Annotated in this window: 17 protein-coding genes; 8 read left to right on the top strand and 9 right to left on the bottom strand. The window is 48.9% G+C overall.

Going from position 1 to position 17,677, the window contains the following annotated elements:
• Positions 1-211 precede the first annotated feature (211 nt).
• A complete protein-coding gene (locus tag OMP95_RS05430) occupies positions 212-1,579 on the bottom strand; it encodes a PAS domain S-box protein (RefSeq protein WP_266326754.1) in 1,368 nt (455 codons plus the stop codon).
• 271 nt (positions 1,580-1,850) lie between these two features.
• Here OMP95_RS05430 and OMP95_RS05435 point away from each other — a divergent pair, with 271 nt between their 5' ends.
• The 4 genes from OMP95_RS05435 to OMP95_RS05450 all read left to right on the top strand — a co-directional run bounded on the left by OMP95_RS05435 (position 1,851) and on the right by OMP95_RS05450 (position 5,518).
• Positions 1,851-2,291: a cupin domain-containing protein gene (locus OMP95_RS05435; protein ID WP_266326755.1), complete on the top strand. Its 441-nt coding sequence runs from the start codon at positions 1,851-1,853 to the stop codon at positions 2,289-2,291.
• 67 nt (positions 2,292-2,358) lie between these two features.
• Positions 2,359-3,903, top strand: coding sequence for a hypothetical protein (locus OMP95_RS05440; protein ID WP_266326757.1), 1,545 nt, complete (start codon positions 2,359-2,361; stop codon positions 3,901-3,903).
• Positions 3,900-4,778, top strand: coding sequence for a TorF family putative porin (locus OMP95_RS05445; RefSeq protein WP_266326759.1), 879 nt, complete (start codon positions 3,900-3,902; stop codon positions 4,776-4,778). Before OMP95_RS05440 ends, OMP95_RS05445 begins: the two co-directional genes overlap by 4 nt.
• A gap of 428 nt (positions 4,779-5,206) precedes the next feature.
• Positions 5,207-5,518, top strand: a complete 312-nt coding sequence (locus OMP95_RS05450; protein ID WP_266326761.1) for a hypothetical protein — start codon at positions 5,207-5,209, stop codon at positions 5,516-5,518.
• A gap of 278 nt (positions 5,519-5,796) precedes the next feature.
• Here OMP95_RS05450 and OMP95_RS05455 read toward each other — a convergent pair whose 3' ends face one another.
• From OMP95_RS05455 to OMP95_RS05465, 3 genes are all read right to left on the bottom strand, one after another.
• Positions 5,797-6,285 carry a TetR/AcrR family transcriptional regulator gene (locus OMP95_RS05455; protein WP_266326763.1) on the bottom strand — a complete coding sequence of 163 codons (489 nt, stop codon included), beginning with the start codon at positions 6,283-6,285 and terminating at the stop codon, positions 5,797-5,799.
• 490 nt (positions 6,286-6,775) lie between these two features.
• Positions 6,776-8,986 (bottom strand): FAD-dependent oxidoreductase, encoded by a 2,211-nt coding sequence (locus tag OMP95_RS05460; RefSeq protein WP_266326765.1) that lies wholly within the window; start codon positions 8,984-8,986, stop codon positions 6,776-6,778.
• Positions 8,987-9,663: 677 nt separating this feature from the next.
• Positions 9,664-10,047 (bottom strand): cupin domain-containing protein, encoded by a 384-nt coding sequence (locus tag OMP95_RS05465; RefSeq protein WP_266326767.1) that lies wholly within the window; start codon positions 10,045-10,047, stop codon positions 9,664-9,666.
• Between the two features lie 155 nt (positions 10,048-10,202).
• Between OMP95_RS05465 and OMP95_RS05470 the strand changes: the two genes are divergently transcribed.
• Complete coding sequence (locus OMP95_RS05470) at positions 10,203-10,487, top strand: hypothetical protein (RefSeq protein ID WP_266326769.1); 285 nt, start codon at positions 10,203-10,205, stop codon at positions 10,485-10,487.
• A complete protein-coding gene (locus OMP95_RS05475; RefSeq protein WP_266326771.1) occupies positions 10,484-10,918 on the top strand; it encodes a hypothetical protein in 435 nt (144 codons plus the stop codon). The genes OMP95_RS05470 and OMP95_RS05475 overlap by 4 nt, the downstream gene beginning before the upstream one ends.
• Before the next feature lie 3 nt (positions 10,919-10,921).
• Here OMP95_RS05475 and OMP95_RS05480 read toward each other — a convergent pair whose 3' ends face one another.
• A complete protein-coding gene (locus OMP95_RS05480; protein WP_266326773.1) occupies positions 10,922-11,311 on the bottom strand; it encodes a cupin domain-containing protein in 390 nt (129 codons plus the stop codon).
• A gap of 15 nt (positions 11,312-11,326) precedes the next feature.
• Between OMP95_RS05480 and OMP95_RS05485 the strand changes: the two genes are divergently transcribed.
• Positions 11,327-11,854: an alpha/beta hydrolase gene (locus OMP95_RS05485; protein WP_266326775.1), complete on the top strand. Its 528-nt coding sequence runs from the start codon at positions 11,327-11,329 to the stop codon at positions 11,852-11,854.
• Complete coding sequence (locus tag OMP95_RS05490; protein WP_266326777.1) at positions 11,829-11,999, top strand: hypothetical protein; 171 nt, start codon at positions 11,829-11,831, stop codon at positions 11,997-11,999. Before OMP95_RS05485 ends, OMP95_RS05490 begins: the two co-directional genes overlap by 26 nt.
• A 33-nt stretch (positions 12,000-12,032) precedes the next feature.
• Here the strand turns inward: OMP95_RS05490 and cysK are convergent, their stop codons facing one another.
• From cysK to gcvT, 4 genes are all read right to left on the bottom strand, one after another.
• Positions 12,033-12,989 carry a cysteine synthase A gene (gene cysK, locus OMP95_RS05495; RefSeq protein ID WP_266326779.1) on the bottom strand — a complete coding sequence of 319 codons (957 nt, stop codon included), beginning with the start codon at positions 12,987-12,989 and terminating at the stop codon, positions 12,033-12,035.
• Between the two features lie 156 nt (positions 12,990-13,145).
• Positions 13,146-16,022 (bottom strand): aminomethyl-transferring glycine dehydrogenase, encoded by a 2,877-nt coding sequence (gene gcvP, locus OMP95_RS05500; RefSeq protein ID WP_266326781.1) that lies wholly within the window; start codon positions 16,020-16,022, stop codon positions 13,146-13,148.
• Positions 16,023-16,084: 62 nt separating this feature from the next.
• Positions 16,085-16,471 (bottom strand): glycine cleavage system protein GcvH, encoded by a 387-nt coding sequence (gene gcvH, locus OMP95_RS05505; protein ID WP_266326783.1) that lies wholly within the window; start codon positions 16,469-16,471, stop codon positions 16,085-16,087.
• Between the two features lie 20 nt (positions 16,472-16,491).
• On the bottom strand, positions 16,492-17,634 hold the full coding sequence (gene gcvT, locus OMP95_RS05510; RefSeq protein WP_266326785.1) for a glycine cleavage system aminomethyltransferase GcvT: 1,143 nt from the start codon (positions 17,632-17,634) through the stop codon (positions 16,492-16,494).
• Positions 17,635-17,677: the final 43 nt, after the last annotated feature.

The following is a 17,677-nucleotide window of genomic DNA, read 5'->3' on the forward strand; positions in this document are numbered from 1 at the left end:
AGACGTCTGGGTGTTTTTTTATTTGAAGTTCAGCCACAGGGATGTGGCTGATAAAGTAGGTCACCGATTACTGCCTCCTGCGTTATCGGCATACATTACATCCATGTAAATAACTGTCAGGCTTTAATACAAAAAACTAACCTGTCCTGTAAGTGGCCCAGGTATTTTTTTGTCCAAAACTCTGGTAATGACCTGGCTTGAGCAGACCAGATCAGAAACTAAAAATGAGTATCATAGCTTCGTCATTCATGCGATTGTCATGGATGATATGAAACACATGCTCCTGGTCTGAGTTATTGTATTTGCCACTCACTTTAAACGCATGTACATCGGCAGCAGTATGAGTTTGAAGCTTTTTAGTTATATTAACGTGCATTGCCATATCAATCAGATCGCTCAGTTTTGCACCATTCTTTAACGGAATCGATAATTGTTTCTCTAATCGTTGACTAAGCCGTTTTATGGTTAAATTACTATCTAGTTGAATAAGGTCAAACAGTTCCTGTTCAAATACTGCTTGCCATTGTTCGAGGCTATGTTTAAGGGAGCGCTCTGTATTTTTTGCTTCCGAGATGTCCTGGTTGATCTCGATAGCGCCGATGATGTTCTTGTCATTATCATAAAGCGGCGTGGAATACATGATAATTGTACGGCGCTCACCATCAAATGCTTCAATGTTTACAACCTCAGCCGTGGTAGCTTCTCCCTCTTTAACCGCTCTGGCCAATGTCCAGCCTTCTGGGCCAACTTCTTCACCATTTTTTTCCCACCAACCCTTGTATTCACCGTATTGATCCAAACCAACATATTTTGCGCCACCCCAAATACGTTTAACTTCAGGGTTAGCAAGACATATCGTGCCATCTTTGTCTGCGACCCACAGTCCTACCGGAATGGTTTCAATAATTTTGCGAAGCATATATTCACTTCGTTCCAACGCCAGTTCAGCATTTTTGCGGGCTGATATATCTGTCGTAACCCCGATCACTTTGACGGGGCGTTGCAGGGTATCAAAAACAAGCTTGCCTGTTGAGGTGAACCATTTTTCGATACCGTCAGGCGTAGTAGAGTGGCGAAAGTCCCACGTATAAGGACTTACATGCCGGAACAGTTCAATTATTTCCTCAATTGGCTGGTCTGCAAAAGGCAGCATATTCTGACGTACATTGTCAGGAGCACAGCCAAAGACACTTTCAGCATTATCTGACAAGTTTAAAGTTCCTGTGAGCACATTCCATTCCCAGTTAACAATCTGTGCCATTTTCAGGGCAGATTTCATCCGTGCTTCATTGTCGAGGATTTGCGTGAGATATTCCCGACGCATGTCTGTCATTGTCTTGTTTTCGGACGTAATGCTTTTCAGGCTTTCAATAGCATCATCACCATAGCGCAGCCATATCCAATTGACTTCTAGAAAATCTGACAATGCCCTGAGGTTGTCATATTCAATCTCCCCGCCTTTGGTCCAGCGGTTAACTGATGGTATTGACGTACCTATCGCTGAAGCGACCTGCGCCTGGGTTAATTGCTTCTGTTTGATCAGTTCTTTGAGTCGTTCGCCAAAACCATTTCGTTTCATAGCCGATTCCTGTTTTTCGCGCTCTTATGGCCCGATTTATCTGACAATTCAATGAAACGGCATCTTAGCACGAACCGCTATTTTTACTGTTAGCGGGCAAAGCAATTACATAATAAGTAAAAAATAACTTGACACGTAAAAATGTCTGCATTATAACTATAGTCGCATTCATCAGAGTCACTTTTGTTTCCAATCAGTAATTAATCTCTGTAACAGAAATGCCTCATGCAATTGAATACAAAGATCTTTTTTATGTAACGGAGTGTTAACAATGAAACCAATAACCTTTATTTCTGCTGTCGTGATGACAGCAACATTGACAGTGACTGCTTCAGTCTCTGCTCATGGTGTGGAAGTGCCGGCAGGCAGTAAAAATCTGCAGATTTTCAAAGATGCGCAATCGATGCCTATCGCTTCAATGAACACGCCGGGTGTGAATGCTTACTTTGAAGATATTGTTGGCTCATCCGACCCCAGAGCCCCCATATCATGTGGCATGTTCAGGCTCGAAAAGGGTGAGCCATTGGTTTATACCTATGATTACGACGACACCAAGATCATTCTTGATGGCCACATCTATTTCTTTGATGGCGAACAAAAAGTCAAAGGTGAAAAAGGTGATGTTCTCTTCTTCCCCAAAGGGTCAACTATCACGTTCTCAACCGATGACTCGGGTCTGGCTTATGCCTGTGGTCAACGGAAGTTGTTCTAATTCCCGTATGGAATCTTGGGTTCAGTACTCAAGAGCATATTGAAAATAATTATTAGAGGAGAGAGAGATGAAAAAATCCTCATTAGCTCAATTGATTCCATTGTGTGTGTCGATCACATTGCCTGTCTCTGTACTGGCGGATAAGAATCTCACCGATTTAACAGGAGGAGATCCATTCTTCTACACCAGTGATCAATTTATTTTAAAAGATGATAAACAAAAGGCACTGCTGGGCATTGGCCGTCCGGAAAAAACTCACTCGCAAATCCCACATTTGCCCGTTTATTACGGCTATATGAACACCAATTCAACCTACCGCTTTGTCAACGTGGTTGAACAAGTCTTCACGATGATTGGTGAGGGCAAACATGGTTTATGGCGAGTTCAGGAAAAAGGCACGGTTAGGCAGTATCTGAAAAAAGGTGCCAATGGATTGCCGGAAGATGCAGATCTGATGGCCAAGGCTAACCAGGAAATCATAGAGAAAAATTACAGTGCATTCCTCCCTGAGGAAAGTTGGTCTGGTTATAAGTATCCTGATCAACGTATCAGCGAACAGGGTACGCTCAACTTTATTGACCTTCCGATTACCCATCCTAAATTTGATGACAAATATGTTGATCATCAGCCCATTGACTTACCGAACTGGTATTGCACGATGTCGGCGAATGATTACCCCTATGCCCAAAAGGCAATGAATTTTGCTTTCAGTCAATCTGCAGCAGATCAAATTGGTCCTCTAGGCAAACGTGCAGGACTGGATATCAAGGAAAATTACCGCAAGGTCCTGCGTCTTAAGCATCTTCCGGATGCGCGTTCATGGGTCAATGTCGGCCAGAAAGGAAAAGACAAGCTTCACGTTAAATGGGAAGCCATCGATACCAACAAGACCAAGGCTGAGTATTACTTGGTAGAAAGACCTTTCTTTAATCGACCATATTTGTTCGTTACAGCTGTTTATGACAATACCGACAATGCAGATCATCGCTATGTCAGACCTGCGGGTAACTATTTCCAAGCCCTGAAAAAGCAGGGACATGAAATGAAAAATGAGGTCACACAACATCCCTTTTTTCACCTGGAAAATGGTGGTGAGGCACGTGCAGTCGGTTTGCCCATTTATGGCGTTCATCATCCTAACCGCGATGTTTTTGGTGGCGGTGGCGCCTGTCCTTTAAAAGGCGGTGACTGGGGACGTTATCCCGATACATCTGGTGGTTCCGGTTGGCCGACTCAATACGAAGAGGTCACCCCGTTGTGTGACTCAGTTTTAGTTGATATCAAGTTTTTCACCAACCTAGACGGTCGTGACTGGAGTGATCCGAATAAATATCTCGCGAATGCCGGGGTAGGCACGGAAAAAGTGACCTACAAAATGCAACCCGGACATTATGGCGTGTTTACGGATCCTTACAACACTGAACGCGGCGCGACTAACCCGGATAGACAGGAAGTGCCAGGCGAACTAACCCTGACATTTCCGACGGTCAGTCCTGTCGTGAGCTATAACGAACCGCCTGCAATAGATATGGCCCAGGGAATGGTGCCTTCCGAGTCGACAATGTGTCGCCCTGTCATGCATGCATCATTAGATGAGGTGCTCAAAAAATGAAAACTATTTCTTTAAAATCTTTCTTGTTGCTTGTGATGGGCACGTCGGCAACATCATCTGCATGGGCTGGTGACGGTGGTCAGGCAGAAGTCGGACCTGCGAAAGCGGCAAAAGAGTCTAACCAGCTTATCGATTATCTCGATCGCGAGACGGTGCTGGGTGGCAAGTTCAGCACTTGGGTTGAACTTGCCTCAGACTATGTGTTCAGGGGGGAGTCAGAGACAAATGACGGTGAAATTCCTTCCATCAAAGCTGCAATTACCTGGACACACTCCAGTGGTTTCTATCTTGGGTATTACGGTGCAAATAACCTTTTCCCGGGCGATGATGCTGAAGGGAACAATCCTCATATAAATGCATTATGGGGGCCTTATGCCGGTTACGCAACCAAGGACATTGCGGATACAGGTATTAATTACAACGGTATGTTCTTTCAATACATTTATCCGGGTGACCGCGATTCCAACTATCTCGAGATGTTTAACTACATCGACAAGCAGTTCGGTCCGGTTAACCTGAAGCTTGAATATTCACCAACGCTTACAGACTGGTTTGGTGTCGAAGATCTGCAATCACATAATGTGGCTATACATCCCAGTTGGTCCCTGCCACATGGCTTTACGCTATCGGGTGGTGTCGGTTATCAGTTCTTTGATAATGATGGACCAAATCTTGATGCCGATGGTGATGGCAAGGAAGAGCTGGACTGGTGGCATTGGAACATCGGTATCAGCCGCAATGTATTTGGCTTCAATGTTGACGTCAGATATCACGATACGGACATCAAGAAAGGCGACCACGATTTCTATGGGTTTGACTCGAATCATCAGATTGTGGATCAGCGTGTCATGTTCGCGGTGTCCAAGTCTTTCTAATCTCGGTCAGGATCGCAAAGTCTACTGAGACATGTTTTCAGCTGGAATTGGACTTCCAATTTCCTCCCATTTTCCCTCGGCTTCTCAAGCAGAATCCGAGGGAGCTTTTTTGATAAAGCCCTCAGGTCTTACCACTTTTATAGTAGTTGATACTAATGTCATGAAAAGATGTGCTAGCTTATTTTTCATTATCATCACTAATGTGTTTTTTAGGAAAAAGGGAGCAGGTCACTTGATTATCGATTGATGTAGTAACCTCCTACATAAGACACTTTAACTTACGACCTTCACCAACCAAAATAGACACCACCATGCCTTCAGTCCTAAAAGTCCTATCTATTATGGCCTCCCTCTACGGACTCCTAACCCTATTTCCCAAATTCTTCATCCTGCTCAACGATGAAGCCGCCAATTCCTTCACCAAGATAATGCAGCCTCTAATCGATAAAGGCCCGATCCCATTACCCCTCGATCTGCATATCTGGCACGGCCTTATCGGTTCATTTATCTGGATTATCGCCGGTATCGCGCTTTGGAAAAGACAGAACTGGTCACGCTGGCTGATGGCAGTCTGGGGGCTGACGGTATTGTTTTTGACCTTCTCGTTCTATGGCGTGATAGGTCCGTTTGCCTGGAAGAGCCTGACCTATCTGATACTGATAGCATTATTGTTCAACCCTGGCAGCGATCAATATTTTGTTAAGAACACTGATGAACAAAGGGCCAGATCACTTGATTAACCTAAGCCCCAACCTTCAATAATTATTTTGCTGAAATAGTCTAATTTTTAATACGCATCAACACCGCTAAGCTTAGCCAGGAAGCGCGCTGATATTTTGATATCTAAAATCTGTAGTGGTCTTTTCCTGAGCAGGGATGTCCCCATATGACCGCCAATCGCTCCTGCATGGGCGGCATACGATGATATTAGAGTTACGATAGCAGGATAGCGATAGCGCCCCATCCATTCAGAGACATAACTAGATTATCAGGCTGGTCGCCCTGAAAAAGGCTAATTCTAACGTAAGCTCTGGCCTGGCCACAATTGCCCGAGGCGCACAGCCTGACGGGTAACGCGCGCTAGATACTGCCGTGTGCGGCTAGCGTTCTCACTCTTATCTGTGAGCCAAGCTGATGCTGTTGTGACAAACACCGTGGTGAGTGCCACTTCTTCCGATGCCCTTTGCAGGAAGGTCGCTTCTCGTCCACAGAGTTCCCGCATCCACTGTACAGTACGACTGATGCGGAATAGCGTGGGTAGCTGTATATGCAGGTGACCCGGCTCGAGTCGAACCTGAACCATTTGCATAACGGTGTTTTGGTATGGTGTCAGGCAACTTAGCCAGCTCATCACACAGTGTTCAAACTGAGTAGGGAAATCATGGATATGGAAATCAGGTCCCTGGCAGGTGACTAGCATATGTCGATCGGCCCGATCCCAGAGCAGATCGATAAGGTCTTCTTTCTCGTCAATATGCATATGGAGGTCAGCAAGGCTCACGTTCATAAGCAAGGCTATATCGCGGAGACGAACTGCCTCCCAATGTCGATGCGTTGCCAGTTCGAGTGCGGCATCCAGGATTGCTTCTGGGGTGAGTTCATTTCCTTTCATTTCATAGGGTTCTCCTGGTGGAATTCCCGTAGAACTGATTTTACTCTATTGGAAACTAGGTTAAGAGCATTTTCTGTATCTATCTGCCGTTTCTTGGGTGCTTATGAAAAACTCAATGTAACCAAAAAATATCAGCTCTTGCCTCTGCACGGGAAAATATTTTCGGCATATTTCAATTGGGTTCATCTTCCTCTTTCCTTTCATGTTAAAACAAGCACATGAAAAGTGTTCGTTGATTTGCGGGATCTCAATCTGATTGTTGAGCCAATCGCCGCCGCCAGTGTAGAAGCAATCAGTAAAACTAATGCCAGAAATGAGAACGGGGACAGCATACTGATATGCTGTCCCCGTTGTTAACTCAAAGACTTAATATTTACTCAGAATATTACAGTCTCCACTCCAAGTCCGGATTTTCATTCGGATTGTAAGCTGTACCCCACGCACGCTGTTCGCGCTTGTAAGGTTTCTGATGTTGTGGATCCTCGTCTTCGATTTCACGCGCAAGACGATGGCCGTCGAAAGTAGCATCTGCGATAATTCTAGGTGCTTCGGCGTCACCAATGACAAAAACGTCAGTGATGCCATTTTCTTCCCACTCATCCTTACGCGCTTTCAGTTCACGATAGAGTTTGTCTTCCGAGACGCGTGATGTAACCAGGATCACTGTGTCACATTCATGCCACTCATGGCTATCATTCTCCTTGCGAGGCAGCTGGCCAGTACCTTTAAATTCACGCTTATAGCCTTCTCCCCAAATGTTGAAGAGTTCGACACGGCCTTCTTCCACTTTTGAACAGCCTGTTTCGCCGAGAACCTTGATACCAAGTTCGTGAATAAGCCGTTGCATATTCGCGCCTTCCAGAGTGTACTCCATGTATGCTCCCAAGGCGCTAACGGTGGCTACTGTAACTTCGTGACCGGCACGTGCGAACTTTTCGGCCAAACTTGGTGCCATGTAGTAGGGATCATAGTTGATGATCATGACACGTTTGCCGACCGGTTTTTTACCTTCGAACACTTGTTCTGGTGTTAATACATGAGGAAGGCTAGCATCGGCACCAGGGATCGGTTCATGAGTGCGGTGGTTGACACCGGTAGTACTCCACTTGGCTCCGGTAGCAATAACCACGCGTGAGGCACCATAGTTAAGAACATCATCGGCCGTCATAGGTTTAACGCCTAAAGCCACCTGATTATTCTTGTTCTTTTTGACCAGATTGGTGATTTGTGTTTCACGATAGTCTCTATGGAAACTCCATTCGGCAAGGCCGGGCAGAGTGGCCACATCATTGACATAACCACCGATCTTGTCGCTGGCATCTACCAGATGAACGGTATAACCGCGTTCCATCAGGACTCGTGCGCATTCAGAACCGGCCGGGCCTGCACCTACGACCAGAACGTCATGTTCCGATTTAGCAGGTTCAAATTTCTCCGGATGCCAACCGCGGCGATACTCTTCACCGGCAGTAGCGTTTTGGGTACAGATGAACGGCACACCACCCATTTCCCAGCGCGAGATACAGACATTACAGCCAATACAAGTGCGGATGTCATCAACGCGGCCTTCATCTATTTTACGCGGGAGCCATGGATCGGCAATTGATGGTCGTGCCGCGCCAATAATATCTATAACCCCTGAACTGACGACTTGCAGCATTGTTTCGGGATCGTAGTAGCGGCCAACACCTACTACAGGTTTGTTGGTGGCCTGCTTGATATGGCGAATCCAGTCATTCTCGTGACCAATCTGGTAGAAACGTGAAGGACCAGCATCCTCGCCCCATTCGGTGATATCACCGATATTAACATCCCATAAGTCGACATAGGGTGATGCCATTTCGATAAATTTCAGACCATCTTCGCCAATCTCGACGCCCTTGCCGCCATAAAGCGTATCAACAGCGCAACGGGTTACCAAACCTATATCATCACCGCATGCGCGACGGATTTTTTCCAGTGTTTCGATCCAGAACCGAGCGCGGTTTTCAAAACTGCCACCATATTCATCGGTACGGCGGTTGTAGTAAGGGTTGAGCCACTGCATGGGGCCATAAGCATGCGCACCATAGACGTTGACGAGATCAAAGCCAGTGTCGCGTGCCCGCAGTGCAGCATCTACATACTGTTGCTGAAGCCTGAGAAGTTCGTCTTTATCAGCTTCATGATTGTAGGTAAAGCCCGGACAACCTGGAATGGTGCCGAAATCCGAATTATATTGACTTGGTCCACGCGCTATCGTGCGTGTTTCTAAGCCTGGTGCATGAGGGCCGCCATAAAACAGTTCACAACCTGCAAGAGAGTCATGACTGTGAACATGATCAACCATTGCCTTAAGGTTGCGCATGTCTCCTTCATCCCAAATGCGGGCGGTGATACGAAGCGTATCATCACATTCAGGGTGGATTGAGCATTGTTCTGTGTTGACCGCACCCCAGCCGCCTTCGGCTTTAACGCCGCGATGGGCCATATTCATACCGGGGGAATTGGTACCGGCACCATTACAGTGCGGCACTTGGTAGAATCGATTGCGTATGGTTTTGGAGCCTATCTGAATAGGGGTAAAAAGGATATCGTATCGGGGATCTCTTGCCATGGTCTTACTCTCCGAGAAAATTGTAAAAGATCATAAATTATTTTTAGGGAATTGATTGACCCTGAGTTTCATCATAGTTTTCTCGGTAGATGTGTCTATAGTCTCTAGTGGTTACTACTTAAGGGTTAATGGGGAGGGGTAGATATATGTGATAGGTTTGGATGCACTTTAATTTTTGTTAAATACAGTTATTTTTCGAAAGTTACTGGCACCAGTATCCCGGGATATTGTGCATGTAGACTCAATAAATGAATCACAATCATTTCAAAGGATAATTTGAAGGAGGTTGTAGCTGTTGCTCAATTAAGAGCTTCACTGCCAATCTGGATTCTTTAACCAAAATGCGTTTCCCACAAAATTACGGATACAGATAAAGCCTTGATAGCGATTTTCAGATGCTGTCGGATCACACACTGGCCTGCCTTCATTAACTGACCAGTGACAGTTTGTAATGTCCTTAATTACAGGGTTGTTTTTCTGTTCGAAAATCGGCTGCAAATTCGGATGGTGTCAGGTAATTCAATGCTGAGTGCGGGCGGATTTCATTATCGTTCGTTATACTGCTACCCGTCAGTGCATTTGTGACTAAATCCACCGTTATGCGTGACTTCAGCAACGCCATGCCCATAAAAAAGCCACGTTTAAACGTGGCTTTTTGGGTAGGGTAGAGAGGGGATTCAGTCTCCAAATGGCGCTGTTACATCTTGGCCCATCCGGATGGCAAAAATTTTGCGTACGGTTTCTTCAGTTTTCCATGTACCCTTAAAACCTGCTTCAACTAAGAAGCTGTCACCGCCGACATATGTTACGGATTCACCATTATCTTCGGTAAGAGTGGCCTTACCCTCAAACATGTGAACCATTTCATCTGCATTGTAAGTGACTTGGTAAGTGCCGGGTGTGGCTTCCCAAAATCCGGTGAGTAACTTGCCATCAGCCGGCACATGTTCAATCCATGTTTTCATGGTTGGTGAGCCTTCAACAGGCTTCCAACCATCAAGGTCAGTGGTAATCGGTGTCGAGTTGCTGGCGCCAAACTTTCCAAACGAAATTATTTTCATACAATATCTCCAGATTACTTAGTAAAAGACACTGTGATAGTGTCAATATCTGAATGGTTATACAATTAGCATAAATAGGTATTGACACCTTGTGATGTTGGGTGTTATTAGGCTGGCCGGTAAAAAAGCGAAGGGAAATGGCTTGTGTGTAGTTGGTGGGTGTCGCCAGCAGCAAAGTAAATTACCAGACTCAGTGGTCAATATTTGCCCGTTTTTTCTGCTTTATCGCCCTTGAGGCCGGTAAATACGGATTTAATTTGCAGGAAAAAGTCATCGCTATCTTGATATCCCTGCTGTTATCACGTGAAGGAAGTTTGGGAGATTTTGGAAACAGGCTGTTGAGGACAAGGTTTCAAGTTTATAAAAAAGTATGTTTTATCTGGTTATTATTTAATCCTCGCGCCGATCATTATTTCCAGACAGAAACAGAACGAACATGAACCAAATACAAAAAGCCGATCCCAAAGCCAGAAGAAAAGCCATTATGACCCTACTGGGTGGGGTTCTTATCGGCACTGCCTTGTTTTTTGTGCTGGAATATTTCATCGGCAATATCAATCTGTGGCTGCAAAGCCATGCCGAATTTCTGCTGAGCCATACTTATGTAGTGTTTCTGGTAATGTCAGTTCTGGTGTTGCCGGTATTGCTGATGGCGGCATATTTGATTCGGTTTGCGAACAAGATTATTAAAACGCGATGCTTTCCGCCACCGAATACGCCGGTCACAAGAGATGTGGTGATATTGCAAGGTAAGATGGCAGTGAGACGCGGGCGGTTGATACAGATCCTGTCATGGATTATTCTGCTGGCAGCTTGTGCCGTACCGGTAACTGTCTGGTATATCTTTTACAGCATAAGCTGTGTTAGCTGATTATCAGCTATCGATATAGTTTTTATCGTGAAACCTGGGTGAGCAGATCGCCAGAAAAATCAGATCTTCCTGTCCAGTGTTGGTAATACGCTGACGCGTTTGCGGTGGAATAATCACTACATCACCGGCGCCGAGAGGCTCTGGGGTATTATCCCCCATCTCGATTTCCCCCTGACCTTCCAGAATGACATAACGTTCGGTGGTGGCACTGAGCCGGTGCCAGTGAGTGGTGACGCCTGGCGTCACTCTGGCACGGGCAATGGAGACATCCGGATCCTGGCTGGAGTTGGATAGTTCATTGATAAAGCAGCCTTCAACAAAGAAATATTCCTTGTCCGGATCGAAGCGTTTTATTTGCGCAGACATGCGCCAATGGTAAAAGGTTTTGGGCATAAATAGAACTTATTTTTGCCGTGGAGCCGGATCATTCTATCCGGCGGCAAGCACTTGATGATGGGGGTTGCGCCAGCGGAATTGAGACAGGCCGATACGCTTAATATTTTTATTGAGGCTGATGGTAAACCGGTCATTGCGTTTGAGCTGGCAACGGATATCGGTGGCAATAGCGTTTATATCGGCTGGCCTTGTCAGTATCTGGTGGGCAATCACCTTAATTCCTGTAATAAAGCGCTCAGGACTTCACATCGTTACTCGCAGTTGGTGATTGATTCGATAAATCGGACCATTATGGCGATGAAAACTCGCTTCCATACGGACAAGATCCGACGGATTGGCTTTTTCGGTGGTGGTACAGTGGCAACCATTATTGGAGCAAAAAGAGGCGATATTGCACTGTTGGTGACCGTGGCCGGTAATCTGGATCCCAAAAGATGGGCGGACTTTAATCATTCAGCACCGCTGTATGACTCATTGAGTCCGGTGGATTACAGCACGGCTTTGGAATCAATCGGTGCCGCAGATTCATTTGATTGGTGAGCGTGACGACGTGGTGCCGGGCTCGGTATTGACGCCTTATCTGGCAACACTGAACAAACTGGATAACGTGCAGAGTTACATTGTGACTGGTGCCGACCCTTTCTGTTGCTGGTCACTGGCATTGGTCAGTGTGCTGGATCAATAAGAAAAGCCCGGTTCCCCGGGCTTTTTCTTGTTTTTATCCCTGGCTGGCGAGCCAGTCATCGTCCGAACCTTCGTTAATGCCTTCAAACAGATAGGTCGACAGATAACGTTCGCCGGTATCGGGCAGCATTGCCAGAATGGTTGAGCCGGGCTCGGCCTTTTTCGCGACTTTCATTGCTGCAGCCAGCGTGCCGCCACTGGACAGGCCGACAAATATGCCTTCTTCACTGGCTAGCCGTAATGCCCAGTCTTTGGCTTCCTCATCAGTGACCGGATACAGTTCGTCATAAACTTTACGGTTTAACACATCGGGTACAAAATCCGGGGTCCAGCCTTGAATCTTATGCGGGTTCCAGTCATCACCAGCCAGCATTGAAGCCGCAGCAGGTTCGGTGGCAATGATCTTGGTATCGGGACGCGCCTTTTTAATCATTTCACCGGCGCCGGTCATCGTGCCGCCGGTACCCCAGCCGGAGACCCAGTAGTCGAGACGTTTACCGGCAAAGTCACACAGGATTTCAGGGCCTGTGGTATTACGGTGATAAGCGGGATTGGCCGGGTTTTCAAATTGACGGGCCAGAAACCAGCCATGTTGTTCCGCCAGCTGTTCGGCTTTCTTGACCATGCCGGTACCTTTTTCGGCCGCCGGGGTCAGGATAACTTTGGCACCCAAAGCACGCATGATCTTACGACGCTCGACCGAGAATGTTTCGACCATGGTAGCGACAAAAGGATAACCCTTGGCAGCGCAGACCATCGCCAGTGCGATGCCGGTGTTACCTGAGGTGGCTTCGACAACCGTCTGGCCGGGTTTGAGCACGCCGCGTTTTTCCGCATCATCAATAATGGCAAAAGCCAGCCGGTCTTTGACCGAAGCCATAGGATTGAAGGATTCGACCTTTACAAAAAGATCGACATGAGCGGGGGCAATATTGTTAAGACGGACGACAGGAGTGTTGCCGATGGTATCGAGAATGCTGTTGTAGATCATGCTGACTCTTTATTGTTGATAAGCAGTAAACGAAGAGCTTACACCAATTTGGCCTCAGGTAAAAAGGACGGGAGCATGACTTGCCTGTTTCACGGGGCAAGAGGAAAACGGACCCCCATTTTCGCGTGAGCTACTAGAGCGTGCCCCAAATGACGGCTATTTATATTCACTTATCGGCACACAGGAGCAGGACAGATGACGATCACCATAGACGTCATCCAGGCGTTTCACGGCCGGCCAGTACTTGTTGTCACGCAGCGATGCTGCAGGGAACACCGCCAGTTCTCGGCTGTAGGCGTGCTGCCAGTCGCTGGCCAGTTCGCCCTGAGTATGCGGTGCGTTGACCAGCGGGTTGTCATCCAGCGGCCATTCGCCGTTCACGACGCGATCGATCTCAGTGCGGATCGACAGCATTGCCTCGATAAAGCGATCCAACTCGATTTTGCTTTCCGACTCGGTCGGCTCCACCATCAAGGTACCGGCCACAGGGAACGACATAGTAGGCGCATGAAAGCCGTAGTCGATCAGACGCTTGGCGATGTCCAGGTCGCTGATGCCGGTTTCTGCTTTCAATGGCCGGATGTCCAAGATACATTCGTGCGCTACGCGCTGATTCCGGCCGGTATACAGCACCGGGTAAGCATCTTTCAGACGCGTTGCGATGTAATTGGCACTGAGGATTGCCACCTGACTGGACCGTTTCAAGCCTTCCGATCCCATCAGACGCAGGTACATCCAGCTGATGGGCAGGATAGAAGGGCTGCCGAACGGTGCCGCAGATACCGCCCCTTCGGAAGTTACACCATCAATCTGTACCACGCTGTGGCCCGGCACAAACGGCGCCAGATGTGCTTTGATGCCAATGGGTCCCATGCCCGGGCCGCCGCCGCCGTGCGGAATGCAGAAGGTTTTATGCAGGTTAAGGTGCGAAACGTCGGCGCCGAGATAGGCCGGCGTAGTGATGCCCATTTGTGCATTCATATTGGCACCGTCCAGATACACTTGGCCGCCGAACTGATGCACGACCTCGCACACTTTGCGGATGTTTTCTTCATAAACGCCATGAGTCGATGGGTAGGTGATCATGATGCAGGAAAGTGAATTGCCTGCTTGTTCGGCTTTTTTTTGCAGATCTTCCAGATCGATATTGCCCTGTTTATCGCAGGCTACCACCACAACTGACATGCCCGCCATCTGCGCCGTCGCCGGATTGGTGCCGTGCGCTGAACTGGGGATCAGGCAGAGATGGCGGCCGGTTTCGTTGCGGCTTTCATGGTAATGACGGATTGCCAGCAGACCGGCGTATTCGCCTTGCGCGCCGGAGTTCGGTTGCATGCTGATCGCATCAAAACCGGTCAGTTGCAGCAGCCACTGGGAAAGCTGACCGATCATTTGCTGGTAGCCGGCAGCCTGCTCCGGCGGGCAAAACGGGTGCAGCTCGGTAAACTCCGGCCAGGTCATCGGGCTCATTTCCGCTGCGGCGTTCAGTTTCATGGTGCAGGAGCCGAGCGGGATCATCGCCTGGTTCAGTGCCATATCCTTTCGTTCCAGCCTGTGCAGGTAACGCATCATCTCAGTTTCGCTGTGGTAGCTGTTGAATACCGGATGGCTGAGGATCGGATCCGTGCGCAGCATAGCCGCCGGAATCGATAAGCTTTGTTGGCTCACCGCTGCATCCAGCTTATTAACGTCCAGCTTGTGCTGTTCACCGAGCAACACGGCAAACAAAGTCTGCACATCTTCCCGGGTGGTGGTTTCATCAAGCGTGATGCCCACCGCATCGCGGATATCACTGCGGAGGTTGATGTTAAAGTGCCGCGCCCGCTCCAGTACCGCCGCCTTGTTTTTCACGGCCACTGTCAGGGTGTCGAACCAGCTTTGATGGCGCAGCGTCAATCCGGCCTGTTGCAGCCCGGCAGCCAGAATATCGGTCAGGCGATGAATACGCCCGGCAATGCGTTGCAGCCCCTGCGGGCCATGAAATACCGCATAGAAGCCGGCGATATTGGCCAGCAGCACCTGCGAAGTGCAGATATTCGAGGTCGCCTTTTCACGGCGAATATGCTGTTCGCGGGTCTGCAGTGCCATGCGCAGCGCAGTGTGACCGGCTACATCGCGCGATACGCCAATGATACGGCCCGGTATGGCACGTTTGAATTCGTCTCGGCAGGCGAAAAATGCCGCGTGCGGGCCGCCGTAACCCATCGGCACGCCGAAACGCTGAGCAGAACCGAAAACCACATCCGCCCCTTGCTTGCCCGGCGCGGTCAGTAAAACCAGCGCCATGATATCGGCGGCGACGCTGGTAATAATGTTGCGGGATTTCAGTTCGGCCAGCAGTTCGCCGTAATCATGCAGTTCGCCGGTAGTGCCCGCCTGCTGCAACAGCACGCCGAACACACCTTCCAGTTTCAGCACTTTTGCGGCGTTGTCGACGATCAGTTCAAAACCGGCGGTTTCGGCGCGGGTACGAACCACATCGAGCGTCTGCGGGTGCACGTCATCGGCAACAAAGAAACGGTTTGCGTCTTTCAGGCTGCTGGCGCGCCTGGCCAACGCCATCGCTTCGGCCGCCGCTGTTGCTTCATCCAGCAGGGAGGCAGAGGCCAGATCCAACCCGGTCAGATCAAGCGTCATGGTCTGGAAGTTCAGCAAGGCTTCCAGACGGCCCTGCGAAATTTCCGCTTGATACGGCGTGTAAGCGGTGTACCAGCCCGGGTTTTCCAGTACGTTACGCAGGATCACCGGTGGCGTCAGCACTGCACTGTAGCCCATACCGATGTAGGATTTGTAACGTTGATTACGGCCGGCCATAGCCTTCAATTCGGTCAGCGCTTGATGTTCGGTCACCGCTTCTCTCGCCGGCAGTGGTACCGGCAGTTGAATATCCGCCGGTACAACCTGCTGGATCAGTGCGTCGAGCGAGCCGGCGCCTACCGTTTCCAGCATTTGCTGTTGTTGCTCGGGAGATGGGCCGATATGGCGTTTGAAAAACGCTTCTTTGTATTCAAGCTGGTTGAGCGTCTGAGTCATGGCTATCTCCTGTGTATCTTTTATGATACCAGTACCTTGAGGCGATACAGCCGAAAGAAACGTCAGGCGTCAAGAGATTCCTGATAGGCGTCAGCGTCCAGCAAATTATCCACTTCGTCAGTATCGGACGCTTTGATACGGAACAGCCAGCCGTCATCGTATGGTTCACTGTTGACCCGTTCCGGGGAATCTTCCAGTGAGCCGTTCACCGCGATGATTTCACCGCTGAGCGGGGCATAAATATCAGCAGCGGCTTTAACTGATTCCAAGACAGCGCATTCGTCGCCGGCAGAAACTATGGTGCCGATTTCCGGTAATTCGACAAATACCATATCGCCCAGTACTTCCTGCGCGTGCTCGGATATCCCGACACTGTATTCGCCGTTACCTTCGTCACGCACCCATTCGTGAGACGTCGCGTACTTCAGTTCTGTTGGCATATTACTCACAGTCACACACTCCTTCGAAGCTAATAATCAATGATTACTTTACCGGCACGCACAAAGCCGGGTTTGGTCACTTTAACCGCTATTTCACGGTTACGGATCTGTACCCTTGCCTGTTTGCCGATACCGGCAGGCACTCGCGCCAAGGCGATACTGCAGCCCAGTGTCGGCGAAAAGGAACCACTGGTGATCACTCCTTCTTGCAGTTGACCTGCAGCGTCAGTGAAATATACCGGCATTTTATGACGTAATACGCCTTTTTCCGTCATGACCAAACCGACCAGCTGTTCAGTACCCTGTTCACGCTGCTGCGCTAAGGCTTCACGACCGATAAAGCGGCGATCTGCCGGTTGCCAGGCAATAGTCCAGCCCATATTGGCAGCCAGCGGCGAAACATTTTCGTCCATTTCCTGCCCGTACAGGTTCATACCTGCTTCCAAACGCAACGTGTCACGCGCCCCGAGACCGGCCGGTTGGATACCGGTGGCCAGCAGTTGCTGCCAGAAATCTGCTGCCCGTTCTTTCGAAAGTGCGATTTCATAGCCAGATTCGCCAGTGTAACCGGTGGTGGCGATAAACAGTTCCCCGGCTTGTACGCAACAGAACGGTTTCATGTTGGCCACTGCCTGTTTTTGTTCCGGCGTAAAAAAGGATTTTGTCTTTTCCTGTGCCTGTGGACCCTGTACGGCAATGAGCGCCAGATCGTCACGTACCGTCAGTGCAGCAGCATACGGTGCTGCCTGTTTTTCGATCCAGGCCAGGTCTTTGTCACGGGTGGCGGCGTTCATCACCAAGCGGAAACAGTCTTCAGAGAGGAAATAAACGATCAGATCGTCAATCACGCCGCCAGTGGCATTCAGCATGGCGGAGTACAATGCTTTGCCGGCTTGAGTGAGCCTGGCAACGTCGTTTGCCAGCAGATAACGCAGGAACTCACGGGTATCGGCACCGTGCAGATCTACGATGGTCATGTGGGAGACGTCGAACATGCCGGCATTCTGGCGCACAGCGTGATGCTCGTCCAGTTGCGAGCCGTAATGCAGCGGCATCATCCAGCCATGAAAATCCACCATGCGTGCACCGCACGCCACATGTTGGTTATAAAGCGGGGGTTGTTTCGCCATCTTTTCCTTATTTTCATTCAACTCGGGTTGTTGATGTTTCACCTTTGCCTCTGTTGTACCTGAAAAAATGTTTGTCTCCCAGTCG

It is taken from the genome of Methylophaga sp. OBS4 (assembly GCF_026319305.1).
Lineage (GTDB): Bacteria > Pseudomonadota > Gammaproteobacteria > Nitrosococcales > Methylophagaceae > Methylophaga.